Raw genomic sequence first — 24162 nt, 5'->3', positions numbered from 1 at the left:
GAGCCGACCCCATGACCACGCCGACCCCCGGACCGGTTGACGATCCGGTCGCCGACCTCAGCGCCCTACTTGGGCAGATCGCCGGCGACCCCGGCGCGACCCCGCCCACCGCCGAACCGCCGGCCGCCGAACCGGCCGACCCGGAGCCGGTCTACCGCAACGTGGAAGCGTTCGTCGGGGGCTACCTCGCCCACGTCGTCGAGCGGCGCCTCGCCACCGGACCCACCTCCGGCGTGAACTGGTGCCCACGCTGGTGGGCCCACCCCGAAGCCATCTCCCGCCTGTACGCGCTGTGGCGGGCCTGGGAAACACTGCGGGTGTCCGACCCGCAGACCGGCATTAGTATCTGGTGGCGCGACCACCTCGACCCACACCTCGCCGCGCTCGCCGCCGAGTACGGCCCCTTCAGCCGGTGCGGTCCTGACAAACACACCGACACCCGCCCTCTGCCGGTCGAACCCGCACCCCCGGAGGTCCTCGCGCAGCTTCCCGACGCGTAACGACATCTGACTCGGTGGCACGGCCCGGTGGCCGGTACAGAACTCCACCGGGGGTTCATCGTGCTGAGGGAACGTGGGCCCTCAGCCACGCCGCCACCAAGCTTCGCCGGTCTTCCAGCCCTCGTACGTCGACACCGGTCTGGGTGTATGTCGGACCTGAACGTTGCGTGATGATCAGGCATTCACATCTTCGTCACCCTGAGTAAATAATCAGTGTCGATGAGCAAGAGTGAGGTAGATTCACTTCGCCGGGGAGTGATCTACTTCTATGGGGGTATTTGTGCTGCGCAAGTTAAGTATGGCCCTGATCCTGGCGCTGACCACCGCTCTAACCGCGCTGTCGGTCCCTACTGCCGCGCACGCCAGCGACAAGGCTCCGGTGGTTCCCAGCAGCGGCGTCACGTATTGGGTGGAGAAGAACCCGCCGCCGCCGTCGGAGAAGGCGCTTAAGATCGCAGCCGAGATGCAGGAGTCGGTGAAACCCTTCGCGCGCGGGGGCGGCTGCAAGAACACCGGAAGTTTGGGCGTCTGCGTCAGCTGGACCAACAGCCAGTTAAAGGGTGACTTCTACGTCAACTCATGGGGCGGTAACGCTCAGCACTACGGAACCGCTCGCGTCTACATCAACTACAACGGCGACCTGAAGTACAAGTACACCGTCGTGACGGACCACCTCGGCCAGTACCCGCTCGCCACCCACAGCACGTCGGGCGACGGATACGGCTACACCCTTGTCGACACCTTCAACCAGAACGGCTCGTCGATCGGGGGCGGCAGCAGCCCGTTCCAGTACTTCCGGTGATCGTCTGACCGTGAGCAGGGGGGGCGGCCATCGCCCCGGCGGCCGCCCCCCTGCTCGTCGTCGACGTCTCGTCTGGGTGCTACGAGACCTGACCGGCACGGTCGACGATGGCAACGCTCAAGATCACCTGCGAGCGGACTGGCCCACGGCTCTCGTCCTTTGGTACGACCTGCCAGCCGAGGAACCGGTAGGTCTGTGGCTCGAAGATGAGGTCGTACCGGTCGATGTTTCCCACGAGGGACACTGCGGTGCCGGAGCGGCCTGCAGCGTCCGTCATGGACCGAGAGGCCACTACTCCGGGGATCTTTGTGGCCGCCTCGTACAGGGCGGCCCGTGACTGTGCGGGCGGGTATCCGCGGATCAGCTCTCCCACGTTGGCGAAGGTCTCTTCGTCGCTCGCCGTGGTGCGGCCATTCATCCGCCGCAGATAGTTGAGCATGCTGGTGGCGTCGGTCGGCAGATTTTTCAGATAGGCCGGGGTTGGCGTGCACGGCCGGGTGGAGTTCAACAGGCTGCCGTCCGGCCCCCACTCTTTGGCCCGCCCGTTGCGGCAACCGGGTATCACCGTTGACTGGCGGCCGCTGGCCGGCGGGTCGCTTTCCCAGATCATGCTGTCGTGGGTGCCGTCAACGGACTTCCACGAGCGGGTGAGAGTCGTCGCGGGCTCGTCTTGTCCGGCGACGGGGGCGAAGCCTTTCGTCGTGGTCAGGATGAACTGGTCGCCGCGGGGGGCCGGAGTTCGGTCGGCCCGAGCAGTGTCAGCGGCCCGGTGGAGGATCTCCGCTGCCTGGGCAGTGGCAGCCGGCGGTTCTCCATCGATGCTCACCACCGAGCTGACCAGTAGCGCAAGCACTCCGACGGTCGCCGTAGCACCGACCGTGGCAAGTCTCCAGGACCGCGCCCGCGCCGGCCTTGCGGTACCGGCGATCATTCGGTTCACCTTGCCCCGTAGGTGCGGTGGCGGCTCTGCTGGTTCGAGCAACGTCCTAACCTGATCAATGAGCTGCCGGTCGTTCACATCGTCTCCTCTACCGCGCGCGTCGGGTCGTCGCCGCCGAGCGCGCTGCTGACCTTGCGTCGGGCACGGTTGAGCCGTGACCGCACTGTTCCCACCGGGATGCCGATTGCCTGGGCGGTCTCCTCGTAGCTGAGCCCACCCCACGCGATGAGCAGCAGGACATCGCGGTCTCTGGCCGGCAGGTCGGCCAAGGCCCGCGCCAGCGGCGCCCGCAGCGCGTGAGCTGCCGCGCCCGCCACCGCCTGCTCCGCCGAATCGGGAACGACATCGACCGGGCCGCAGCGAGCCATCGCCCGGTAGTGCGCCCGTTCACGCCGCCGATAGTGCGAGATCTCCTTGGTCAAAATCCCGAACAACCACGGCCGCGCATCCGGCCGGGACACGTCGTAGCGGTGACGGCGGCGGAAGGCGACCAAGAAAGTCTCGGACACCAAGTCATCCACGACGTCGGCACCGACCCGTCCGTGGGCGTACCGGTAGAGGGCCGCCGCATGCCGGTCGTAGAGGACCGTGAACAAGGAGTGGTCTACCAGAGAAGCCTCCACGTACCAGGCATCCGATTCCTGCTCTGCGACAATCCGCTGATCAACCAGCATGTACGGCACACCCACCAACTCGCCCCATGTCAGTCCTTCCGTACCTGCCGGCTCTCACCCATGTCTCGCCACTTAGCCCACTTCGAGTTCACGCCGAAAATTCCATCACCAAGGCGGCGAGGCACACAGCGAGGTGGCCGAGCTGAGGGTCAGGAGAGATACAGCTGTTCCAACCTGCGTTCGTGCAGCTCATCGGGCCGCTCCCCTGATCCAACGAATGTCCTGGGAGTCCAACCACCGAACGACTGGTCGCATCTCATGGGCCGACGCTCCGCCTGGCAGCTACGTCTACCTATCGGTCCTCGGGTGACCGTCCGCTAATCAAAGATCCGCTCGACGACGGCGGCCTGTTCGGCGGGGCTGGCCACCGGACTTACCTCCGGGGGTGAACTGATGCCCACGCTGGTGGGCCCCTGAGGCGATCTCCCGCCTGTACGCACTATGGCGGGCCTGGGAAACGCTGCGGGTCTCCGACCCACAGACCGGCATGAGCATCTGGTGGCGCGACCACCTCGACCCCCACCTCGCCGCGCTCGCCGCCGAGTACGGGCCCTTCAGCCGGTGCAGCCCGGACAAGCACACCGAACCCAAACCCCTGCCTGTCGAGCCGGCCCCGGCAGAAGTCCTCGCCCAACTCCCCGACGTCGACGCGCTCTGATTCCGCGTCATCGCGCGCCGTCCAGGGTCGGCAGACGGGTTGCCGGCACGGTCGGCCCGCATACCGGTCTCTACCCGGGCCCTTCATCGAAGTGTATAAAAGCTGAGCGCATTTGCCATGTTACGGAGAGTCGAAGGAGTTACCCCACCGTGGGAACCGCCGAGATCCCCAACGTCATCCTCGTCATCATCTTCACCGTCATCGCGCTGGGTACCGGCGTGCTGATCTTCTCGATGGCGACGGCCAGTCCGAGCTTCTACATCAAGGTGCCAGCAGCCGCCGCGCTAACCGGGGTAGCCCTGTTCTCCACCAGCATGGTGGTCACCTGTCTGGCGGACCTCCCGTTGTGGCTGGCGGTCCTCATCTCCTTGGTCGTGGGCGCACTCGTTGCCTATTGGTCGATCGAGAGATGGGAGGACCAGAACTTCACCACGTTGAGCGTGCAGGAGAAGCAGGGAAAGAAGGCCAAGGACGACCAGGGCACGGCCGACCAACCGCTGCCCGCAGCCGAGGAGTAGAACCGACACGTCGAGGTTGGGCAGGGGGACCTGAGCTGGCAGGTTTGCCGGAGCCAGGTGGCGTAGGTGTGGCGCAGCGGGTCACCTCATGTGTCGCGCGGGGTCAGCAGACGGTGATGCAGGGTGAGATCACGCTCGGGCCGGGTGCCAGCGGTGAGCTGTGAGGCCAGGCGCTGCTGAGCCAACTGCGGCGGGCAGCGCCGGGCCTTGACCTGCCGGAGCTCCTGCAGGAGCCGGTACATCGTGGCGATCGGGCCCCCTGGGCCAAATACTGGCGGTTATTGGCCACACTTGTCGGGGTGACCACCCAAGACCATCAGAAGCCCGGCGGGAACCTACGATCCATCACCGTCAGCGCTGCCATCCTGGCAGCGCTCGGGCTCGGCGCGGCAGCCGTAAACACGGCCATCGACGGCTCGGCAAATGGAGCGATAGCTCCTACCAGTGGCGCAACCAGCATCGCTGCGACGGTTGCCGCCAGTCCGTCGCCCACGATCACACCGACCCCCCGCGCCGTGGTGGAATTCCGGACAGTCACCGAAACCGAACCGATCCCGTACCAGACCAGGCAGGTCAAAGACTCGTCGATACCGAAGGGCACCACGAAGGTACGGACACGCGGGATTGGCGGCGTCAAGACGCTCACCTACCAGGTGACCGTCACCGACGGGGTTGAGACAGCAAGGAAGCTGATCAAGGCACAGGTCACGACGAAGCCCGTAACCGAGGTTATTGCAGTCGGGACGAGCAACTGCGACCCGAACTACAGCGGCTGTGTGCCGATCGCAAGCGACGTGGACTGCGCGGGGGGCAGCGGCAACGGACCCGCCTACGTCAAGGGCCCCGTAAAGGTGATCGGCGACGACATCTACAAACTTGATCGGAACGATGACGGCTACGGCTGCGACGAATAGGCGCTGTACACGGGCGTCGAGGGAGCGACGGTATCGCCTCCGGCAGGTGTGGCCAAGCTGGTGGGCCTATCGGTCACCGAGTGGAGAGTGTGCGGCGAAGGGCCCCGAAGCGCGTAGCCATGCCATACCCGCTGGCCAGGCGGCGCACCAACCAGGGCCACCCCTGGATTCCCGCCCAGAGAAGCCCTCAGTCGAAGATCCTCTCCACCACAGCGGCCTGCTCCGCAACGCCCGCTCGGAAGTAGCGGGCGGTGGTATCGAGGGAGGCATGGCCCAGCAGGGCTTGAACTTGGGCCGGGTCGGCGCCGCCTTGGCGAAGCCGGGTGGCGTAGGTGTGGCGCAGCCGGTGCGGGCGCAGCCCGGGCTGGCCTGCGTCGATGCCGACGGCGAGGACAATCTGGGTGATGCCGGAGGTGGTGAGCCGGCCGCGTTGTCCGGTCCACAGGGGTCCCGGCTCCCCGCCGCGGTGGCGGAGCCAGGCGGTGAGTCGGTCGCGGGCCTGGGCCGGCACCGGGACCCGGCGGACCTCGTCCCCCTTGCCGTGTAGGCGGATGGTGCCGGTGCGGGCGGTGATGGCGAGGTCATCGACGTCAAGCCGTGCGCATTCCTCCGCGCGGGCGCCGGTGTAGAGCAGTACGGCCACGATGGCGGCGTCGCGCAGACCCCGACGGTCTGCGGCGCGCTCCACCGCGCCCTGCTCCTTCGGGGTAAGCGCGTCCGGCTCGCCCGGGCGGAGCACCCGGGCCCGCTTGACCTTCAGCCGCAGACCGGCGCCGACCTCGTAGAGCAGGTCGACGGCGGCGAGGGCCTGGTTGACGGTAGAGGGACTGGCCTTGGTGGCGATGAGGTGACGGCGCCAGGCGGTGACGGCGGCCTCGGCGCCGACCTGGTCGACGAACGCGTCTGGGTGCGCGCTGGCGTGCTCGGTGAGCCAGTCGACGTAGGCGCGGGCGCGTGCCCGGTACGCCTTGGTCGTGTTGGCCGCGAGGGCGCACCGGTCGAGGTGTCGGTGCAGCGCCGCGAGGGCCCGGTCGGCGGTCGCGGCCGGACCGTCGGATCGCAGTGGGACGACCGTCGCGGTCGCGGTCCGGGCCATCGGCGCACCGTCCTTCTTATCCGCTGAGTTTCGGCCGGGCTTCCAGCCACGCCCCAGAGGCGTTATCCGCTGAGATCCTAGGCGTACTCAGCGGATAAGGGTAGTTATCGACTGGGACAGCGCAAACAGTTCGAGGTGATGTCGGCATCGCTCACTACGCTGCGGATACACGCAATAACATGAAGATCAATCGAGGATGGACGGATGCGCGTAACCAAGGCGCAGATCACCAAGTACAAGAGCCTCACCGACTCCGGCGAGTTCCTCGTCGACGATCACCTGACGGCCCTGGTAGGCAAGAACGAGGCGGGCAAGACCGCCGTGCTGGAGGCCATCTACCGCTTCAACCCGCTGCCCAGCGGCCACCCGACAACGTTCGAGCCCCTCCGAGACTATCCGCGCAGCAGCTACAACCGAGACAAGGCGCAGATCGGCTCGGTGGAGCCCATCGAGCTGACCTTCGCACTCGATCTCGACGACGTCGCCGCGGTGGAGGCGAAGTTCGGCAAGGGCTCCGTAACGGTCACGCATGTCAAGGTCACTCGTCGCTACGGCAGCGCGGAGACCTGGTGGTCGGGGCCGATCATCGATGAGGCCAGGGCAATCGGTCACCTGGTAGAAAAGGCCGGGCTCGACCGCGGCAAGTACGCCAAGAAGACACTCGGCGAGACTGTCGACGCGCTGCGCGCCGAGGAAGAACCACCGGCGGCCGCCACCAACCTTGCCGACGACCTGGATGAGCGCGACCTGGAAAGCGAAGCTAGGACGATCCTCTTCGGCCAGCTCCCAAAGATCCAGTACTTCGACGAGTACAGTGTGCTCCCCGGCAGCGTCTCCATCGAGCGCCTGCAGAACACCGACGAGAACCAGCTGAAGCCGGGAGAGCGCACCGCGCTGGCGCTGCTGCGGCTGGCCGGTGTGGCCAGTGAGGAGTTCGCCGAGGCGGACTACGAGGCCCGCAAGGCGTCACTGGAGGCCGCCGCAAACCAGCTCACCGACGAGCTGTTCGAGTACTGGACGCAGAACCAGGACCTGTCCGTCGAGCTGGACATCGAATCCCGTCCCGGGCCGCAGCGACCGAATCAGCCCGAGCCGTGGCTGCAGATCCGGGTCCGCAACGCAACCCACCGGGTCACCCTCAACATGGCGGAGCGCTCGAAGGGCTTCATCTGGTTTTTCTCCTTCCTCGCCGCGTTCTCGGAGTACGCCAAGGAAGAGCGCCGGGTAATCCTGCTGGACGAGCCCGGCCTGAACCTGCATGCCAAGGCGCAGCGCGATCTGCTTCGCTACATCGATGAGCGGCTGGCCACTGGCCACCAGGTCATCTACACCACCCACTCGCTGTTCATGATCCAGCCTCGTCACCTGGAGCGGTGCCGCACCGTCGAAGACATCCCCCGCCAGGGCACCCAGGTCAGCAACGACGTCTGGGCCGCCCGCCCCGAAACGGTCTTCCCGCTCCTCGGCGCCCTAGGCGTGGACATGTCCCAGGCACTGATCGTCGGCCCCGATCAGCTCGCCGTTGAAGGGCCGGCCGACGTCGCCTACCTCACCGTCATGAGCGACCTGGTCCGGGAGAAGGGCAAGACCCCTCTCGACCCTCGATGGACAATCACCCCGGTCGGCGGCCTCGACAAGGTCCCCACCTTCATCGCGCTGCTGGGAGCCAGCGACCTGAATGTCGCCGTCATCATGGACGTCGCCGCCGGCGGCAATCAGAAGATCACCAACATGGTCCAGCGCGGGCTGCTGCCCAAGGACAACCTCATCCCGCTCACCGACATCACCGCCACGCCGGAGGCGGACATCGAGGACCTGTTCGAGCCGGACTGGTACCTGAAGCTGCTCAAGGAGAGCAAGGTCGGCACCGTAACGAAGCGCAAGCTCAGCGGCGGCGGTCGAATCGTCAAGCAGGTCGAGGTTGCGCTGGGCGGCCGGTTCGACCACTACCAGCCCGCCAGCTACCTGATGCGCTCGGCCACGGCGCTGCGCAACGAGATCGACGACGACGTCATCGAGCGGTTCTCTCAACTCTTCGCCAGGATCAACCGTCTGCTCCGCGCGTAGAAGCTCTACGCACGCCTCGCCGGCATCCGACGGTGCGTACCGGATGATGCCGTGAGGGTGAGTCGGGGGATCAGGACCGGCACCCCGCCCCCCGGGGTGCCGGTCAGTACAGCGCTGGCGGGCGGGCCGCTGTCTTGGCCAGTCGCTGGGCGCGGGCGTAGAGCTCTTCGCGGGCGACGGTGGGAGGAGCCCAGCCGTCGGCCCAGGTAGTGAGGTACCGCTCGGCGACCTGCTTGCGGGCGGCGGCTGACCCAGCGCGCTGGTAGGCCGGGTCAGTGAGCAGGCCGGCGGCGAGCTGCTCGTAGTGGTCGTCGATGTCGGCGTACCGCTGCCGGGTCAGCTCGTCGGCGCGGTCGCAGGCCAGCCGCACCGCCGTGCGGGTGACCCGCTCGTCGATGTCGGCGGGCAGGTTCTGCTGCGCGAACCGGTACCGGCCGCCGCCGGGCTTCTCGGCGCGGAACTCGGGCATCGCGAGCAGGGCCTGCACGGCGGGCTCGGCCAGTTCCTCGCTCTCGCTCTCGCTCAGCCAGCGCGGCCGGTCGTCGTCGTCATCGATATCCCCACCACGGCTGGCGGCTCGACTGGCGGCGAGCAGATACTCCCACTCGGCGTACCAGGACGCGGTGTGCTCCCAGAAGTGCACGACGCCGCCAGCAACGAACGCCATCTCGATGCCGTGTAGCTGCCCGCGGCGGGCGAGCAGGTGCCGTGGCGGGTCGGCCACCAGGTCCGGGTCCGGGTCAAACGGGTCGACCTCCAGATACAGGGCTGGCGCACCCATCCGCTGTGCCAGGGCCAGGAAGCCCGGCAGGTCGATGACCTCCGCGTCGAGCTGCACCTCGGGCCCGAGGTCGTGCAACGGCACGGCGGGCACCACGGTCATGGCGTGCTGCTCGGCGAAGGCGGTCGCCGAGGACCGCAGGCTACTCACGTCGTCCACGGCGGGAAACCTAACCGCCCTGTACGACGAACCGTGGCCGCCGCGCCAGGTCGCACGTGCCGCTTGGGTTCGAGCGTTTGCCGGGGGCCGGCATGCCGCCGGGCGCGACAGGGCGGCGCCACCGCAACGATGCCGGGGTGACCGATCCCGCGAACCCTGGCGGCTACATCGGCGATCTGGCACGACTTCGATCACGGGCCGATCGGACCGCCCAACAAACCCGCCGTCGCGTTGTTGGGCACGCTGACTTCTCGGGCGGATTTTTCGGACGCGATCCACCCGCCCTGACAACACATCTTGATCTTGTTCGGAAAACGATCGTTTCTCGAACAGTCACTAGCGACCCTCCCGCTAGATCAACTCCTTAGCGTTTTTGGGGCTGGAAGCTACGGACGGGCCGTTCTGACGCCCTGGGGGGCGTTCAGCCACCGGCGGTGACGTGCTCGCATACCCGGCGGGGCCGGTAGCCGCCCGGGACGTCGGCGCCGATGGTGTCCCAGAACGCCGGCGAGCCGTCGATGTGCCCGCCGAGCGTGTGCCAGGCGTAGCCGGGGTTTTCCCTACGCAGCGCCGCGAGACCGGCGGCGGCTAGGCCGCGGCGGCGGTAGGCCGGCAGGGTGTGCGGCTGCTCGACCCAGCCGATCCGGCACCGACGACATATCTGGTAGTCGACCTCGAACACGAACTCGTCCCGTACGGACGCGTCATCGGGGTCGTGGCCGCGTAGGTTCGCCGCGCGCATCCGCCAGCCGATCCGCTCGTTCGAGACGGTGTCCTGCCACGGCGTGGCCAGCCGGGGCACGACCGGCCAGCCGGCCCGGCGCGGCCACCGGCCTCCGGTCAACCGCAGGAGCAGCTCGCGCCACGGCTCACGCCCGGACACCCGGCCGAGCATCGCCGTGCTGGCGACCAGGTCCCGAATCTCGGCATCACGCGAGTTGGTGTCGGTCATCGGCTGCTCAGTCCTCGCCGGCGTCGGCTCGCGCCTGCCCGGCCTGCTCGACCAGCGCGTTGGTCAGGTCCCGCAGCCCGGCCACGACGTTCCAGTCCGGCCGGACCGCCGGGTCCAGGCCGCGGGCCTTGGCGTCCTCCCAGATCCGGTCGACGTAGTCGTACAGCGCCTGCCGGGCCTGAACCTGCGCTGCCCGGCCAGCGGCGTCGAGCGCGGCCAGGCCTGCCGCGTCGCGTTCGGCAAAGGCGTCGATCAGTACGATCGCCATGCCCTGGTGGTCCAGTTCGTCGTCCACATTGACCATGCCGGTAACCCTATGACATCGCGTCATCACGCGAATGTGCGCGATTGAGAGAGCCGCAACGGCCGATAGTCGTCGGTGTCGAGCTGGGCGAGTCGGCGTTAGCGCCGCGATCCGGACTCCCTCTACCCCTGCGTGAGCGTGAGGGTTGCCCAGACCTGGCTGGTACCGATCGGGTCGATCGCGCGCAGGTTCACCGGCACGTCGAGCACGACCAAGTGCGCGCGCTCGTTCTCGCCCCGGCGCCGGGCGAGATGGCGTTGTGGGTAACCCACGGAGGTTAGAGGCAGGCACGCTCGCGTATTGGGGTGCCGGTAAGAAGCGTGTCACCAGATCCAAACGGCGCTGGACGACGGCGGCCCCGGTCGGGGACCGCCGTCGCGGCGTAGAGCTGGCGAGTGTCAGTCGCGGTACGTCGGGGGCGTGAGCGGTTCGTACGGGTAGCCCTGCCGCACGCACAGAGACATGGACCGGTAGCCCGGGGACCGGCTCGCCACCGCCGCGATCCGGGCCTCGTCTCGGGCCGGGTGCTCAGTCTCCAAGACCGCGCACTCGCCCATCTCGGCGTACGTGCTGTGGATGAGCACACCGTGGCGGCGCTCCCACCACGTCTGGTCGGCTCGGACCCGCGTGAGCCAGGCGTCGAGGGTCTGCGCGGAGTAGACGGCGTCGACGAATCGGAGTCCCACTCCGGGGGGCACCATGGCGCGGATCTCGGCGTCCATGCCGGGCGTGGGAATGCGATGCACGACCACGGACCGGCCCGGCAGATCGTTCTCCACGCCGGCCCACGATCGGGGCCAGCCGTGCGCGGCGGCGCTCTCGATCCGGTCGGCCGTATCCATCACCTCATCCTGTCCTGGCCAGTAGTAGGACTGATCCGGCACGGGCGTGGAGGCGGGTGGCTGCGGGGCGGCCGACGCGGTGGGCGTGGTGCAGGCGGGCAGCGCCAGCAGCGGCAGGGCCAGCAGCGCGGTCAAGCGTTGGTGCATGATCGATCTCCTCGGCTGGCGGCGGATGCCTGCGCCACTACCAGGGCTTAACGATCCGGCCGGGGGTGAGACGTACGTTCACCCCCGGCCGACTCAACCGACTCTGCGAGAGGGCTAATGCCCAAGATCAGCGGCCGTCTGAACCTGAGCGCGGGGTCATCGGGTATCGCCACCATCACCGATGATCTGGTTGAACAGCGTGATCGCCCCGCCGGCCGCCACGCCGCCAGTGAGCACGGCGCTCGCCCAGCCCCCACCAGACGCGATGGTCAGCCCGGCAGCCGCGCTGCCGACCAGCACGCTCAGCGCCAGGATGATGCTCGCCCGGAGGCTGAGCAGGTACGGGCGCTCGGCGGCCTGCGACTCCTTCGCCACGGTCACTCCAATTCGGATTGGTTCTTGACTCCCAGGCACCGTACACTACGGTTGGAAGTTAAGACCGACTCCATTTCGGAGTCGCTGGAAGATGGGACCCGTGTGTGGCGACGCTGGATGCCGATAGGTCTGTCGGGCAGTACTTCGCGATCAACCTGCGCAAGATCCGTGAAACGAAGGGCCTGTCCCAAGCCGAGCTAGCGCAGAGGATCAAGGATCTCGGCCACCCTTGCACCCAGGCGACGATCTGGAAGCTTGAGCAGGGCCACCGCGAGCCCAAGCTCACCGAGGCCGTGGCCATCGGCGCCGCGCTCGACCTGTGGAGCTGGACGGAGCTGACCTCCAATCCCGCCACGTTCAACGTCGCGACAGCAGTGGACCAGTGGCGGCGTCGAGCGTTCGAGTTGGCCGAGCAGACCCGGGCCGCTGCCGCCGCGCAGATGGACGCACTGATTCAGCTCGCGTTCGCCGTTCGTGCGGCCCAGGACGCCGGCCTGTCGGTCGAATGGGCGGAAGGTCGTGCCGGCGGTTGGCTGGAGTTGACACCTGAGGTGACGGTGCTGCGTGAGGTGTTGGCCGCCCGAGCTGCCGAACAGATGGAGGACGAAGAGAGAGATCGCCGGCGTGCCGAGGAGGACCGTCTCGTGGAGCAGATCGTCGGTGCCCTCGAAAACTCGGGGGTGCCGCTGGTGATCAAGCCCGAGGACATCAGGTTCGTAGGACCTGATCCGTCGCGTGACGAAGACGCGGACGGATGACCCCAAGGGCGGGGGCGATTCCCAGGAATCGCCCCCGCCAAGATGATGCCTTCATAAGTGTTCTTCCAGCGGCGCGGGCGCCCGTGTCGGGCAGATCAGGGCGGCGCTGATGTCTGGGATCTCTCGCCGGGATGGCAGTCGTCTTCTCAGGCCGTGTCAGTAAGTTCTCGCTCGGTGTCAGTGCGTGTCGCAGGTGCCGCGTAGATTGATCGCCGCGAGCGCCGGATGACCCGAAGGAGAACGATGACCGCGTCCGACGAGCAGCCCTGGGCGCCAGTCGACAACGACCCGAACACCATCTTTTTGCTCAACCCCCAGGGCACTAGGCACCTGTCGTTCGACCAGCGCACTGGCACCTGGTGGCGGTAGTGGCAGCACCGCCCGGCGGAGCACCTGGGTGCTGATGGCGCGGTGATGCTGCGGCCGAGCGACATCGACAAGATCATCCAGTTGAGCATCATCTGGATCGCCCGAAATCCTCAGCATCAAGGTGTTCACCGGCTCGCCGACCAGTTGGCCCGTGGGTCCAAGGCCCTGGTGCTGCACTTCGCCGGGCTCGCCGGCGCGCGGTAAGCCGCAGCGAGTCACCGCTTGAGTTTTCGCCGTAGTCCGTTGCCTGGAGACGACTTCCTGCCTCCGGGAGGTAACACCTGTCTCAGGTGTGGCCGTCGATGGATTCCGAGCAAGCGGAAGGGCAGCGAGCAGAAGGTGCTGTGCTGCCGCTGCTCGGACAAGGCTCACGCGGCTCGGGCGTCGGCGAAGAGGGCTGCCCGGCTCGCTGCTGCGCGGCTTACGCCCCTCGCTGTCACTGAGCAGGAGCGGGTGCAGTTGGCCCTCGGAGACTGCACGTACTGCGGGGCGCCTTCCACTCAGGCAGATCACATTCGTCCGATCAGCCGGGATGGTCTTGATATCGCCGAGAATCTCGTCCCGGCCTGCGGCGCCTGTAACAACGACAAGCGCGCGAAGCTACTCACCGAGTGGTGTCCGGAGCGGGTAGCGTACGCCGCGGCCAGCTCACCGAAGATTGCTGTTGAGCTCGACCGGATTCGGCCGGGTCCGCCGGTCGCCTGACTGAAGCGGGGCCGAGGAGAGCATCGGATCGAAGTTTGGCGCTGACGCTGAAGTCGTGGTCAAGCCCTCGTCATACGGCAAGGCGAGCGGTGGGTCGGCCGAGTGCCGGTGGCGGCCGATACGCCAGGGAGGGCCAGCCCACGAGCTGCCCTCCCTGACGCTGCCCCCTTACGAGGCCGACCCACCGCAGCGGCGGAAGGCGCGGGTTTTACGTTCCTGGCGGGGTGACGTGGAGGTCACCTCCTGGAGGCGGCGCTCGATGTCGGTGGTGGCGCGCAGCGTCTCCAGGGTGTCCGCGGCGACGCGCGCGAGGATCTCGTCAAGGTCAAACTGTTCGTCCTTCAGCATGACTGCCTCCTGCGTGAGCTGGCGCTGCGGCCAGGTCGGCCTGCAGCACCTGGGTCAGTCGGGCGCGGGCGTATCGGATGTTTGACCGCACCGTTTCGGCCGGGCTGCCGATCATGCCAGCAATCTCCGGTGCCTCGTAGCCGTCTATTTTGAGCGCCATCACTTGGCGTTGAGCGGGTGGTAGTTGCTGGAGCCGCGCGATGACCCACTGCGTCTCCTCGCTGCCGCCGTCGAGGTCGTAACGTCGGGGCGGCATGCCATTCCAGGCGGTGCGAGTGGCGGCGTCGTCGCAGACGGGCTGCATGTTGTCGTGCAACTGTTCCCGGCGCTGCCGCTCCACGCTGCGGAGGAAGTGACCTTTTGCGGCCTTGAAGATCCATGCGCGCGGCTGTCGGATCAGGGTCCAGCGGCGATACAAGTCGTGCATTGCCTGCTGGGTAGCGTCTTCCGCGTCGTGTCGAGTCGCGCCCTGGTTCACGAGGAACCTCTCGACCCGCAGGGTGTACGTCCGAAAGAAGGCTCGAAATTCCTGTAGGGCCTGGTCGGTTACCGCGTGTGTCGTGTCGCCGGTACGAGCCATAGGAATGGCCTCCATTCGATGAGGTGTGTCGTAGATGGGCTAGCCATTACGTCTCCTTCCGGCGATGAGGTTTGGTCAGCCCGGCCCTCGGCCGGGACTGCCAGGAAGCCCGCCGGCGGCGGGCTTCCTCGGTTCTATCAGGGGAGTGCAACGAGGTGACGGTGCCGTGCAACGGCTCGTCAAGATTCTTTAACCGGCCTGGTGCCGGTGCTCTACGCGGCTCATCATGCGGCGTGACGACCGAGCCGCAGGTAGAAGAGGACAGTCAGGCACGCGGTTGTCACCGTGAGCGCGGTGACCGCCAGTGACCCCGACGCCAGATAGGCGCTGGGGACCCCGATCAAGATCGCATTCACCAGCACCAACACCTTGCCGGCTTCGTCGGCACCGCGGCGCGGACGACTGACCGTCCTGCTACCGGGCGGACCTGGATCGGCCGGAACCGTGTTGGCGCGTGCCTCAGGAAACATGGGCAGACCTCCTCGCTCTCAGGGGCTGCCGGCACCTCTTGCCGGCACGCCCCCGTCTGCCGAGTTAGTGCAGGTCCACTAAGCGCTGGTGCAGGCGTGAGGGTTAGCACACAACGTTGCACGACCGCGATAACCGGCCGCCCGAAGATCTAAGTCCTCACCGTGCAGCACCCAGCGATGCGGCGAACAGCGTGCAGTAGGCCCGCAACTAACGATCTTGCGGAAACTGGCGCTAAGACCCTGGTAAATAAGGGTTTCGTGAGGGCGGCAGGGCGGGTGAAGACCGACAACCCTGACGGCGTCGGCGTGGCGGCGTGACATGAGGAAGGGCCTTCGGTACGAGCAAAGGCGACTAAACCAGCTCGAGTTCCGAAGGCCCAACCCTGTCTGTATACCTTGTCGCCGGGACCGCGGCTCCGGCAGGGCCAGCAGCTTCAGCCGCTTCGACACGTTGGCCTGCGAGCAGCCCATCCGGGCGGCGATCTCCCGCTGGGACCGGCCGGCGTCACGCTGGAACGCGAACGCCCGAGCCTCCTCCATCGGCGTCAGCGGCGACCTGGCGGTGTTCTCCGTCGTCATCACGTCCAACTGGCCGCCTGGGTCGTCGGCGATTGAGTCCTCGCGCACCAGCACGTTCAGCGTCGCGTCCGGGTTGTCCCCGTAAACACGGCCGGCGGCGGTGCGCCGACGGGCACCCATCAGCACCACCCACTCGGCGGCGGCCAGCTCGGCCGCGTGCTGCGGCCACGCCGCCGCGACCCGAGCCGCAGGCAGCACCACCGGCGGCTGCAACACGCCCAGCTCTCGAATCGACTCCTCCAACTCGGTCAGATCGCCGAGATCGCGGCGAGGGTTTGCCGGGTGGGTAACAACGCTGACCAGCGACACTCGGTGGGCCTGCATGGGCACCGCCGCCGCAGCCGGAGGCGGCACGTAGTCGGCCACCGTTTCCACGGAATCGGTCATGATGGTGGGACTCCTTCAGGGGAGCGAGCGAGGCGGTCCTGGGCTTTGGTCGGTTTCGGGGCCGCCTCGCGTTTTGGTGTTCAGTCCAGGTGCTTCAGGACGCGGTTGAGCGCCGTCTGGGTGTGCGCCAGCGCGGTACGCAGCTCACCGAGCGCCTGCTTGAGAGTGGCGGGGTCTCCCGGCGGGCTGGGCAGCGCGGTTACGAAGGTGCCTCGACCTTGGACGGGGTTGAGCAGACCTTCGTCGGCCAACAAGCGCTGCGCCTGGCGGATGGTGTTCAGTCCGGCAACGCCGTATTCCTCCTGCAGATCGCTGATGCCGGGCAGGGTGGCGCCGACGGGCCATTCCCCGTCGGCGAGTCGCCGGCGAAGGTCGTCGGCGATCTCCTGATAACGCGGACTACTTGCCATACAGACACCCTAAGACCTCTCAGACCTCTTAGGCAACAAGGAAGACAGACGACATCGGCCCCTGCCGGGCGTGGCAGGGGCCGATAAACGCGGGCGCGGCTTTCTCTATGACCGTCGGCGGTAGCGTCAGCCCGCGCCTCCGCTCAGAACGCAGGCTCGACGCGGAGGCGGGCGACGACCGCAGGAGACCAGATCGCCCTGGATCGTGCCCAGCCGAGATGCAGGCCGACGCGCATGATCACCCATAGCGCCAGGTTCATTCTGAGGTTCCTCACGGGCCGAAGCCGGACCGTCGGCTCGTAGGCTCTGTGGGGTGGAAACGCTGACCTTGCGCAAGCTGCGGAACGCGGCCGGGGCGGCTCTGCGCGATGCGATGTCCTCGTCGGACGTTGAGCAGTTCTGTACTGGCATCGGCCTCGCTCCGCCGAACCCAGAAAAGGACGACGTCGCCTATAACAGCAAGCAGAAGTATGTGGCACGCCGCCTGGCCGGCAAGGACCTGCCGGAGCTGCTCCGGATTGCCTCCCAGGTGCTGGACGAGTGCAGCGGTGGCGAGACCGCTGACGAGCTTGCCCGACTCGTGGCCCAGGCCGAGGGCAGCGGTGTCGCTGGCGAGATGAAAAACCTGATCTTCGCTGCTGATGGTCCCAAGCCCAAGGTCGTACTGCGCGACGCGATCAACAACGACCTCGACCTGGTCGCGAACGAGCAATACTGCCTGGTGTACGACCGGCCATGGCGTTCTGAGGCGCTCACGTTGCGCCGGCTCGGCGACTGGTGGGCAGACCGCGAAAGGCTTGCTGACGTCTCCGAAATCGACGTTTGGCGCAACCTGCTCGATCGGCTGGCCCGCTCACTGGACAACGCCGCCGAGAGGCGAATCTTCAACGTGTACGCCCGGCGGTACCTCCGCCTGGGCGGGGACATCCCGGTGCTGCTTCCGCAGGTGTACTTGAGTTACGACCCATACCCGCAGGCCCGCTACGGTTCAGGCGCCGCGCCGCTGGCCCGGCAGCGCATGGACTTCCTGCTGCTCTTCCCGCAGCGGGTCCGAGTGGTGATCGAATGCGACGGAGTCCAGCACTACGCCGACGATCCGGCCACGCCCGGCGAACGGCCGTACGCCAGCCCTCGCCGGTATGCCGAGATGGTCGCCGAAGACCGGGCGCTGCGGCTGCGCGGCTACGAGGTTTACCGTTTCGGCGGGCACGAGCTGACCGAGGGCGAGGAGGCCGAACGTCTCCTCGAGGGGTTTTTCGACGCGCTGGCCGCCCGCCATGATCAGCCCGGCTCGCCGGCATAGCTGATGTTCCTGGTCAACAAGGTCCCGGGCCGGCAACGGTCGCGGTCGTTGGCTTGCGGAAGCCCCGGTGGCGCGCAGCTGCGGACGGTTTGTCTCAATTGGTCAGCGGGATGTCCAGGGACGCGGACGTCTCGTCCAGCGGCGGGGACGACGGTGTTGAGGGTGATGTCGGCGGGGCTGAGCTGGACGATCTTTCCTGCCAGCGCCAGGAGTGTAGGGGCGCACAAGTAGTGCGCTGATGGCCTCTGTTACGCGTCGGAGCCTTGCCGGATACCGCATTCTGTCACCGCCGTCTCGCATCATGTATAGATGGCGGGTGCTCCGCGCTGATCAGGCGGCCAACCGAGTCGCACGGAGCACCCTGACCGACCAGGCAGTCAGCACCGATCGGCACGGATAACTCTCCCCGGCGTCCCTGATGTCGGGAAAGAGCCTCCGGCAGACTCCCGACAACTTCGACTGTTGCCGGGCACCCTTCTCGTGCCTCAAGGACGACCGCATGAGCACCGCCGCCCACCACCCGAGGGGCCGAAACGCCCGCCCGTACGTCGTGGATGAAGCCACGATCCGCCGTCGGTGCGCCAACCCCGACGCCGCCGAGTACACCCTCTACGTGCGCAGCCTGATCGACGACTACCTGGGCATCGGCGGCCAAGCGGAAGTCATCCGCATCGCCCGCAGACGCCGTCTGGACTTCCCGGGCCTGAACCGGCAGAAGCTGTCCGAGCAGCTCAGCCGCTACCGCCACGGCCCCACGTGGGAAATGACCGAGCTGATCATTGGGTGCCTGCCGGACAGCTGCGACACCGCCAGCATCCGGGCGGTGGCTGCGGGCTGGTACGAGTGCGCCCGCGGGCAGCGGCCCCAGGGGTACGACGGCCCGGTCAGTCGGCCTCCGGGCAAGCCGGGCCAGCGAAACGTGCCCGAGAGCGAGCCGGCCGTCCCGGTCCTGCAGCGCAAGCTCGCCCGGCTCCAGGAACGCCTCACGACGGAGACCAGACGCTACATCGACAACCTCCGGGCCTCGGAGAACGGTCGCCACCGCGAGGTCCGCCGCGCCAACCAGCTCGAAGCGCAGTTCCACCAGACCAGAGACGAGCTGCTCAGGGTTCGCGCCATCGCCGCAGAGGTCGCGACGATCCGGGAGGAGTACGCCCGGCAGTGCGTCTACCTCGAACTCATTGCCGCACCAGCCTTACGCGCCAAACCGGTCATCGACCTGCCGGAACCGCTCGCCACGCGGCGCCGGATCCGCTTCGGGCACCTGGTGGCCACCATCGATCCGCAGGCCCCACCAGCCCGCCGGGCGCTGGCCCGCTACCTGTGCGTCTACGCCGAGTTCGCCGGCGTCTCCCCCACCGAGCTGGCCAGCAGGGCAGACATCGCGGTGACGGTGACAATGGACATCCTCGCCGGCCGCCTCGTGCCCACCACCGCCCACGGCGCCCGGCTGACCGCCGTGCTGGACTGCGCACCGGAGACCCTGCGGCACCTCACCACCGCCGCCAGCCACGCCACCGCTCTCGACGAGTGCTTCTGGAGCATCGCCGGCACCGTCGACTCCCCGACCCCACCGGAGGTACTTCCCCGCCCCGCCGAGGCTATCGGGTCGGAACCCGACAACCATGCAACACAGCCATACGACGACCCGACACCACCACCCAGCCCGATCGCTGAACGGCTCAATCAACTGGCCGCCCTCTACCGAGATGGGCTGATCAGCGACAGTGAGTACGCCGAGCAACGCGGACGCATCCTCAGGGAGCTGTAGAACCCTGGAACCGTTACATGCTGAGGACGGCAATCCAGGCCACGCCGGGTGGCGGTCTACGTTCCAGCTCGACCAGACAGGACAGTCACCGGCGCAGGGTGCTGCCGTCCCGGGTCGGCTGATGAGGTATGCCTTTGTGTTCGTGTCCAAGCCGATGCCCGTATGCAGGTCGTCCCGGTGGTGCAAATGGGCCAACCGCCGGCCCGGTCGCCGAAGTCGCCGACAGTTGCGATCGATGTAGAGGCCGGTGTCCTCGTCGCGTCGCGGCGGTTGGCGGCCTGCTGCTACAACGTCCTGTATGGGTGCGGAGCCGGACGTCACGGGGGCCCGGGGCGGCCCGTCGACACCCGGGTGGCGCGTCCTGGCGCAGCTCGGCGCGGTTTGGCTGCTCGGGTCGGCGCTGCTGACCACCGGCATCCCCGCGCTGGCCCCGCTGCTCTTCGTCGGCTGGGGGGCAGTGCTGTTCGGGTTGCTGGTCGTGGCCGTCCTCGTCGCCGGGCTGCTCTGGCTGATTGCCCGGTCCACGGCGTCCGTCACGGTCCTTGGCACTCGTCCCGGCCTCTGGGCGCTGCTGGTCCTCGTCGGTGGGCTGGCTCTGGCCCGGCTCGGCTGGCGCTGGACTGACGAGGTGGGGCTCAGCGTCAGCTCCGACGCGACGCTCACCCTGCTCCTGGGCGGCGTGCCGTACGTACTCGTCGCCGGGCTGCTGCTGCGCGGGTGGCGGCCGCGGCTCGCCGCCGGGCTCGCGCTGGTTGGCCTCCTGGGCCTCGGCCTGGTCGCGCTCGCCCGTTCCGGCCCCGATGAGCTCACCGAGCGGCTGCGGTACGCGGCCCAGGACCGCCGAACTGCGTACGTGGTCGAGGTCCCCGGATACCGCCCCATCGACCCCGCCTACGGCGGGGAACTGGGCGCCGGCGAGTTCTCGCCCGCCGACCCGGCCGCGGTGCCGCCGGCGCGCCACGTCAACGTAATCGCTGGCCCGGTCGTCGACGACGTGCGAGGGGAGTGCGGCCAGCCGCACCTTGACGCCGCCCCGGCGGTAGACAGCTGCGCCACCGAACCGGGCGGGGCGGTCTATCTTCGTGGGGTCGTCGAGCACGGATACCAGGTGACCCGCGGCGACCGCGGCGTCGTCGTCCTCGGCTCGCTGGCTGTCGACCGCGACGTGCTGCGCCGCGCTACCCGCACGCTTCGCCCGGCGACCGCCGTCGACCTACCCACCGAGGAACGGCCGGACGACCTGTTCGTGGTCGACCTGCCGGGTTACCGGGCCCAGCCACTCGGTATCCCTCGGGGCGTGGGCTACGCTCCCGCCGACCACAGCGGCGGCGCCGCCAGCGTGCGCGTGGCGCTGCACGTCACGTTCGCCGGGCAGGACCTATGCTTCCAGGCAGCCTGTACGTCCGAGGGCGCCGGGCTCACGTACGTTCGGCGCGAGGACAGCCACGCGTACGTGCTCCGCCGGGGTGATGTGGACGTCGGTGTCACCGGCGGTGTCTCCGTCGGTCGGCCGCTGCTGCGGGATGCGGCGCTGGCGGCCCGTCCGGCGAGCGAGGACGAACTGCTCCGAGCCCTGCCCCCGCCGCCCGACCGGGACCTGCTGGACCGGCTCCGGGCCTGGCTGCAGACCCGCACCTGACGCCTGTGCAGTGAGTACGCCGAGCAACGCGGACGCATCCTCAGGGAGCTGTAGGCCTACCGCCCTACCAGTAGTAAGCAGCCAAATCAACGGCAACGCTGGTTAGAGCCGGTTTTCGGGCGACACGCGCTGGGGGACCAGCTTTGCCTCCGGTATCTGTTCCGGCTGGAGTGCGACGATCTCCGGCATGCGAGGACGTTACGGCGGTTCCATGACGACCCACCGGCGCAAGGTGCTGCCGGTGTCGGCGTTCGAGCACGCACCGGTGACCTGCCCAGCCTGCTACAGCGTGCCGAAGCAGCCGTGCCGACGCTTCAAGATGGTCGGCGGGATACTGAAGTTATTCGGACCGGTCCCGGTCATGCACCCGCAGCGGCGGATTGCGGCAGGTTTGCCGAAACAGGCGGACAGTCAGCGGCGAGGCGCGGCGCAGCAGGTTCGCCGGCAGGCTGGCGGCAAGAAGACCAAGAAGCGGGCCGCTAATTCTGCAGCCGGTCCCGATACGACAACTCAGTGACGCCCACGCCGTCCAACGGCCCGTCGTAGATTCCACCCCAAATCAACGGCAACGCTGGCCGCCGAGGAGCAGGGTGCCCAGCCAGGCTGGTAGGTCGCGGATGTCCGCGTCGTTGTGAAATGTGCACGGCCGGCCGGCGATGCTGGGTTCGGAACCGACAAGGTAACCGCCGCTGCGCCGGCCGCGCCGGCGGATGTCGATGCTGGGCCTGGGCGGGCTGCGGTCGCCGGGGGCGCCGAGAATCGGCAGGCAGCGGCGCGAAAGTAGATGCCCGCCGGATGCGATGATCACGGGCAGGGTATCCGGCCAGCCGTCGCCGTCCGTGTCCCCGTTGCGCTGGTCGCACATCGTGTGGAACCGGGCCCACGCCGTCGGGCAGGCCGGTGCGCCGGTCCAGGTCGATGCCCACGATGCCGGAGACCCGACAGCCGACGCCGACGTTGCCGGCCGTAACCACGGCGCGGACCCGGTCGCGGCCTGGCACCGATGAACGTCGGTCCAGACAGTCATCTCAGCATCGAGCCGGGGTAGCGGTCGACATGCTGCAGGTGGCCCGAGCAGATGTCGACCCCGTCCTCGCTGCTGCCGCAGTACTGGCCGTGCCGGCAGGAACCGGAGCAGCGGCACGGCCACTCGAAGGCTTGCCTCGTGAAGGCGTGGACTCAGCACCGTTCGGCCAGCGGTGACCTCCAGCAGCTTCGGCAGCACGTCGGTGCCGTGATTAACCGCGGTTAACCAAGACACCCGAGGGCCCAAGCTTCTGAGCAGGACTAACCAGCCCCTAGCATGGCGGCATCCGAAGTACCGCGGCCGCGACGACGGCCAGGGAAGCACACGGAACGGAGACAACATGACTCAGGTGCATGTCATCGCCAACCAGAAGGGCGGCGTTGGCAAGACCACTCTCGCCGTCAACTTGGGCGCGGTGACGTACGACGTTTTGGTTAACCCCGAGCCGATCCTCCAGTCAACGGCCGAAGCCATCGGCGATCCGGACAGCCCGGTACTGGTTGCATCCACGGACCCGCAAGCCTCGTCGGTCTGGTGGTCGAAGCGGGTGGAAAAGCAGGGCGGGTTGCCGTTCGACTTCGCCCAGGTCGACGATCCGCGCGACCTCCGTAAGCTGCGTAACCTGCACTACGAGCACATCTTCGTCGACACGCCGGGGTCGCTTGAGGATGAGCGGATCCTCCAGGTCGCGCTCGACGAATGCGATGACGTTCTCGTGCCGATGGTGCCGGAGCCGCTCTGCTACGACCCCACCAGTCGGACGATCGAGGCAGTCATCGCGCCCCGCGGCATCCCGTATCGGGTTGTCGTCAACAGCTGGGACCCGCGCGACGGTCTTCCCGACCTGCAGCAGACCGCGCAGTTCATCCAGCGCAAGGGCTGGCCCATCTGCAACACGGTCATCCGCCGCTACAAGCTGCACACCCGGGCCTCCGCTGAGGGCATGGTGGTGACGCAGTACCCGCGAAACCGGGTGGCGATGGAGGCGCGCGAGGACTTCTTCCGGTTGGCGCTGGAAATGGGTTACGGCGGGGCGGCGACGGTCCCGTCGCAGGCCGGCACGCCAAACCTCCAGGAGGTCTGACGTGGCGGGGAAGCGAGTAAACCTGTCGGATCTCGCCAGCGAGCCAGCACTGCCTGAGGCCCGAGTCCCGGCCTTTGCCGAGTCAGCGCCACGGACGGCACGGGTACACCAGGTCGCGGCCAACCCACTGAACACCCGAGACCTCACCGCCGATCACAGCAAGATCGAAAGCATCGCGGAGTCGATGCGGACGCACGGACAACTCCAACCGTGCGCTGTGGTCTCCCGGGACGCCTTCCTGCGGATCTACCCGGAGTACGAGCTTGCCATCGGCAAGGCTGTCTGGGTCCAGGTGACTGGAGGAAGGCGCCGCGCGGCGGCACTGCTGGCGAACCAGCCGACGCTGGACATCGTCGTCAAAAACAACCTGGCCGACTCCCGCGAGGTGTGGGTCGGCGCGACTGCGGCCGAGAACCTCGACCGAGAGAACCTCGACCCGATTGAGGAGGCCCTGGCGGTTCAACTGCTCGTCAAGGAGTGCGGGACGGGGAAGGCAGCAGCTGAGCGCCTATCTCGGACTCCGGCCTGGGTAACTCAGCGACTCAACCTGCTCAAGCTCGCCCCTGAACTGCAAGCGCTGCTGAGGTCCGGCGAGGTGCCTCTGCGCGACGTTCGGGACCTTCATCAGCTTCCACCCTCGGAGCAACTTCAGGAACTGCGCCAGCGGCAGCAGGGCCCGCCCGAGCAGGAATTAACCGCGGTTAACGAGGCGGCGATCCCGGATGCTTCCCTCGACAGCAAGGTCAAGAGCGAACGCCCACGAAGGTCTTCAGCAGCAGCGGCGATAAAGAGGCTTGGCGGGACGCCCGACAAGGTGGCTGAGGCCCTACGGGCGGAGATGACGCTGGAAGACCTCCGAATCCTGGTGGAGCTCCTCCTGCAGCCGGCCGCCGGTGACCAAGAACGGGCGGCAGGCACCGAGTAGGAAGGGAGGCCGACCAGCGAGGCTTTCTCGGATCGCCTGCGTAGACGTCGACCACTGGGCGGTGATAGCGAGGGGGCC

29 protein-coding genes and 1 pseudogene are annotated in these 24162 nt (G+C 67.7%); 15 read left to right on the top strand and 15 right to left on the bottom strand.

The window, feature by feature from the left end:
- Together E1182_RS09905 and E1182_RS32120 are read left to right on the top strand one after the other, a co-directional pair.
- Positions 1 to 500: DUF4913 domain-containing protein (locus E1182_RS09905; RefSeq protein ID WP_243706131.1), on the top strand; the 500-nt coding region annotated here is incomplete at its 5' end.
- 280 nt (positions 501 to 780) lie between these two features.
- Positions 781 to 1302 (top strand): hypothetical protein, encoded by a 522-nt coding sequence (locus E1182_RS32120; protein ID WP_243706130.1) that lies wholly within the window; start codon positions 781 to 783, stop codon positions 1300 to 1302.
- Between the two features lie 79 nt (positions 1303 to 1381).
- On the opposite strand, the gene E1182_RS31635 is transcribed toward E1182_RS32120, so the two are convergent.
- Together E1182_RS31635 and E1182_RS09890 are read right to left on the bottom strand one after the other, a co-directional pair.
- Positions 1382 to 2320 carry a CU044_5270 family protein gene (locus E1182_RS31635; RefSeq protein WP_256370826.1) on the bottom strand — a complete coding sequence of 313 codons (939 nt, stop codon included), beginning with the start codon at positions 2318 to 2320 and terminating at the stop codon, positions 1382 to 1384.
- Complete coding sequence (locus tag E1182_RS09890) at positions 2317 to 2916, bottom strand: RNA polymerase sigma factor (RefSeq protein WP_132263242.1); 600 nt, start codon at positions 2914 to 2916, stop codon at positions 2317 to 2319. Before E1182_RS09890 ends, E1182_RS31635 begins: the two co-directional genes overlap by 4 nt.
- Positions 2917 to 3322: 406 nt before the next feature.
- On the opposite strand from E1182_RS09890, the pseudogene E1182_RS09885 reads away from it, so the two are divergent.
- Positions 3323 to 3574: pseudogene (locus tag E1182_RS09885) on the top strand (DUF4913 domain-containing protein); the annotation flags it as partial.
- Positions 3575 to 3723: 149 nt separating this feature from the next.
- The gene (locus E1182_RS09880) at positions 3724 to 4092 is read left to right on the top strand and encodes a hypothetical protein (RefSeq protein WP_132263239.1); all 369 of its coding nucleotides are present in this window, start codon (positions 3724 to 3726) and stop codon (positions 4090 to 4092) included.
- 86 nt (positions 4093 to 4178) lie between these two features.
- Here E1182_RS09880 and E1182_RS31015 read toward each other — a convergent pair whose 3' ends face one another.
- On the bottom strand, positions 4179 to 4334 hold the full coding sequence (locus E1182_RS31015) for a hypothetical protein (protein ID WP_165942565.1): 156 nt from the start codon (positions 4332 to 4334) through the stop codon (positions 4179 to 4181).
- 57 nt (positions 4335 to 4391) lie between these two features.
- Between E1182_RS31015 and E1182_RS09875 the strand changes: the two genes are divergently transcribed.
- Complete coding sequence (locus E1182_RS09875) at positions 4392 to 5006, top strand: G5 domain-containing protein (RefSeq protein WP_243706129.1); 615 nt, start codon at positions 4392 to 4394, stop codon at positions 5004 to 5006.
- A 187-nt stretch (positions 5007 to 5193) separates the two neighbouring features.
- Here E1182_RS09875 and E1182_RS09870 read toward each other — a convergent pair whose 3' ends face one another.
- On the bottom strand, positions 5194 to 6102 hold the full coding sequence (locus E1182_RS09870) for a tyrosine-type recombinase/integrase (RefSeq protein WP_132263237.1): 909 nt from the start codon (positions 6100 to 6102) through the stop codon (positions 5194 to 5196).
- 321 nt (positions 6103 to 6423) lie between these two features.
- Between E1182_RS09870 and E1182_RS09865 the strand changes: the two genes are divergently transcribed.
- Positions 6424 to 8169 carry an ATP-dependent endonuclease gene (locus tag E1182_RS09865; RefSeq protein WP_207921337.1) on the top strand — a complete coding sequence of 582 codons (1746 nt, stop codon included), beginning with the start codon at positions 6424 to 6426 and terminating at the stop codon, positions 8167 to 8169.
- A 103-nt stretch (positions 8170 to 8272) separates the two neighbouring features.
- On the opposite strand, the gene E1182_RS09860 is transcribed toward E1182_RS09865, so the two are convergent.
- From E1182_RS09860 to E1182_RS09840, 5 genes are all read right to left on the bottom strand, one after another.
- Positions 8273 to 9109, bottom strand: a complete 837-nt coding sequence (locus E1182_RS09860) for a hypothetical protein (protein ID WP_132263233.1) — start codon at positions 9107 to 9109, stop codon at positions 8273 to 8275.
- 421 nt (positions 9110 to 9530) lie between these two features.
- Positions 9531 to 10061 (bottom strand): hypothetical protein, encoded by a 531-nt coding sequence (locus E1182_RS32115; RefSeq protein ID WP_243706128.1) that lies wholly within the window; start codon positions 10059 to 10061, stop codon positions 9531 to 9533.
- Positions 10062 to 10068: 7 nt separating this feature from the next.
- Positions 10069 to 10365, bottom strand: a complete 297-nt coding sequence (locus tag E1182_RS09850; protein ID WP_132263231.1) for a hypothetical protein — start codon at positions 10363 to 10365, stop codon at positions 10069 to 10071.
- 398 nt (positions 10366 to 10763) lie between these two features.
- Positions 10764 to 11354, bottom strand: a complete 591-nt coding sequence (locus E1182_RS09845) for a hypothetical protein (RefSeq protein ID WP_132263228.1) — start codon at positions 11352 to 11354, stop codon at positions 10764 to 10766.
- Positions 11355 to 11510: 156 nt separating this feature from the next.
- Positions 11511 to 11729, bottom strand: a complete 219-nt coding sequence (locus E1182_RS09840) for a hypothetical protein (RefSeq protein ID WP_132263225.1) — start codon at positions 11727 to 11729, stop codon at positions 11511 to 11513.
- Positions 11730 to 11833: 104 nt separating this feature from the next.
- Between E1182_RS09840 and E1182_RS09835 the strand changes: the two genes are divergently transcribed.
- The 3 genes from E1182_RS09835 to E1182_RS09830 all read left to right on the top strand — a co-directional run bounded on the left by E1182_RS09835 (position 11834) and on the right by E1182_RS09830 (position 13561).
- Complete coding sequence (locus E1182_RS09835) at positions 11834 to 12487, top strand: helix-turn-helix domain-containing protein (RefSeq protein WP_132263222.1); 654 nt, start codon at positions 11834 to 11836, stop codon at positions 12485 to 12487.
- Between the two features lie 414 nt (positions 12488 to 12901).
- On the top strand, positions 12902 to 13060 hold the full coding sequence (locus E1182_RS31010; RefSeq protein ID WP_165942564.1) for a hypothetical protein: 159 nt from the start codon (positions 12902 to 12904) through the stop codon (positions 13058 to 13060).
- 135 nt (positions 13061 to 13195) lie between these two features.
- Entirely contained in the window at positions 13196 to 13561 is a 366-nt protein-coding gene (locus tag E1182_RS09830; RefSeq protein ID WP_132263219.1) for an HNH endonuclease, read from the top strand.
- 168 nt (positions 13562 to 13729) lie between these two features.
- Here the strand turns inward: E1182_RS09830 and E1182_RS09825 are convergent, their stop codons facing one another.
- The 5 genes from E1182_RS09825 to E1182_RS09805 all read right to left on the bottom strand — a co-directional run bounded on the left by E1182_RS09825 (position 13730) and on the right by E1182_RS09805 (position 16335).
- A complete protein-coding gene (locus tag E1182_RS09825) occupies positions 13730 to 13909 on the bottom strand; it encodes a hypothetical protein (RefSeq protein WP_132263217.1) in 180 nt (59 codons plus the stop codon).
- Complete coding sequence (locus E1182_RS09820) at positions 13887 to 14489, bottom strand: RNA polymerase sigma factor (protein WP_165942563.1); 603 nt, start codon at positions 14487 to 14489, stop codon at positions 13887 to 13889. Before E1182_RS09820 ends, E1182_RS09825 begins: the two co-directional genes overlap by 23 nt.
- Before the next feature lie 224 nt (positions 14490 to 14713).
- The gene (locus E1182_RS09815) at positions 14714 to 14959 is read right to left on the bottom strand and encodes a hypothetical protein (RefSeq protein WP_132263212.1); all 246 of its coding nucleotides are present in this window, start codon (positions 14957 to 14959) and stop codon (positions 14714 to 14716) included.
- A gap of 78 nt (positions 14960 to 15037) precedes the next feature.
- Positions 15038 to 15925 carry a ParB N-terminal domain-containing protein gene (locus E1182_RS09810; RefSeq protein ID WP_132263210.1) on the bottom strand — a complete coding sequence of 296 codons (888 nt, stop codon included), beginning with the start codon at positions 15923 to 15925 and terminating at the stop codon, positions 15038 to 15040.
- 80 nt (positions 15926 to 16005) lie between these two features.
- Entirely contained in the window at positions 16006 to 16335 is a 330-nt protein-coding gene (locus tag E1182_RS09805) for a winged helix-turn-helix domain-containing protein (RefSeq protein ID WP_132263207.1), read from the bottom strand.
- 313 nt (positions 16336 to 16648) lie between these two features.
- Here E1182_RS09805 and E1182_RS09800 point away from each other — a divergent pair, with 313 nt between their 5' ends.
- The 4 genes from E1182_RS09800 (at position 16649) to E1182_RS09785 (ending at position 21565) form a co-directional block, all read left to right on the top strand.
- Positions 16649 to 17638 carry a hypothetical protein gene (locus E1182_RS09800; RefSeq protein ID WP_132263205.1) on the top strand — a complete coding sequence of 330 codons (990 nt, stop codon included), beginning with the start codon at positions 16649 to 16651 and terminating at the stop codon, positions 17636 to 17638.
- A gap of 499 nt (positions 17639 to 18137) precedes the next feature.
- Positions 18138 to 19409, top strand: coding sequence for an SHOCT domain-containing protein (locus E1182_RS09795; protein WP_132263202.1), 1272 nt, complete (start codon positions 18138 to 18140; stop codon positions 19407 to 19409).
- 298 nt (positions 19410 to 19707) lie between these two features.
- On the top strand, positions 19708 to 21048 hold the full coding sequence (locus E1182_RS09790; protein ID WP_132263200.1) for a hypothetical protein: 1341 nt from the start codon (positions 19708 to 19710) through the stop codon (positions 21046 to 21048).
- A 211-nt stretch (positions 21049 to 21259) separates the two neighbouring features.
- Positions 21260 to 21565 carry a hypothetical protein gene (locus E1182_RS09785; RefSeq protein ID WP_132263197.1) on the top strand — a complete coding sequence of 102 codons (306 nt, stop codon included), beginning with the start codon at positions 21260 to 21262 and terminating at the stop codon, positions 21563 to 21565.
- A gap of 42 nt (positions 21566 to 21607) precedes the next feature.
- Here the strand turns inward: E1182_RS09785 and E1182_RS09780 are convergent, their stop codons facing one another.
- On the bottom strand, positions 21608 to 21913 hold the full coding sequence (locus E1182_RS09780; protein ID WP_132263194.1) for a hypothetical protein: 306 nt from the start codon (positions 21911 to 21913) through the stop codon (positions 21608 to 21610).
- A 502-nt stretch (positions 21914 to 22415) separates the two neighbouring features.
- Between E1182_RS09780 and E1182_RS09775 the strand changes: the two genes are divergently transcribed.
- Both E1182_RS09775 and E1182_RS09770 read left to right on the top strand, forming a co-directional pair.
- A complete protein-coding gene (locus E1182_RS09775; protein ID WP_132263192.1) occupies positions 22416 to 23159 on the top strand; it encodes a ParA family protein in 744 nt (247 codons plus the stop codon).
- Between the two features lies 1 nt (position 23160).
- Positions 23161 to 24084 carry a ParB/RepB/Spo0J family partition protein gene (locus E1182_RS09770; protein ID WP_132263189.1) on the top strand — a complete coding sequence of 308 codons (924 nt, stop codon included), beginning with the start codon at positions 23161 to 23163 and terminating at the stop codon, positions 24082 to 24084.
- The last annotated feature ends 78 nt before the right edge of the window (positions 24085 to 24162 follow it).

This window comes from Micromonospora sp. KC721, assembly GCF_004348355.1.
Lineage (GTDB): Bacteria > Actinomycetota > Actinomycetes > Mycobacteriales > Micromonosporaceae > Micromonospora.
Note: the sequence above shows the minus strand (reverse complement) of the source record. Positions and strands in the feature narration are given on the sequence as shown.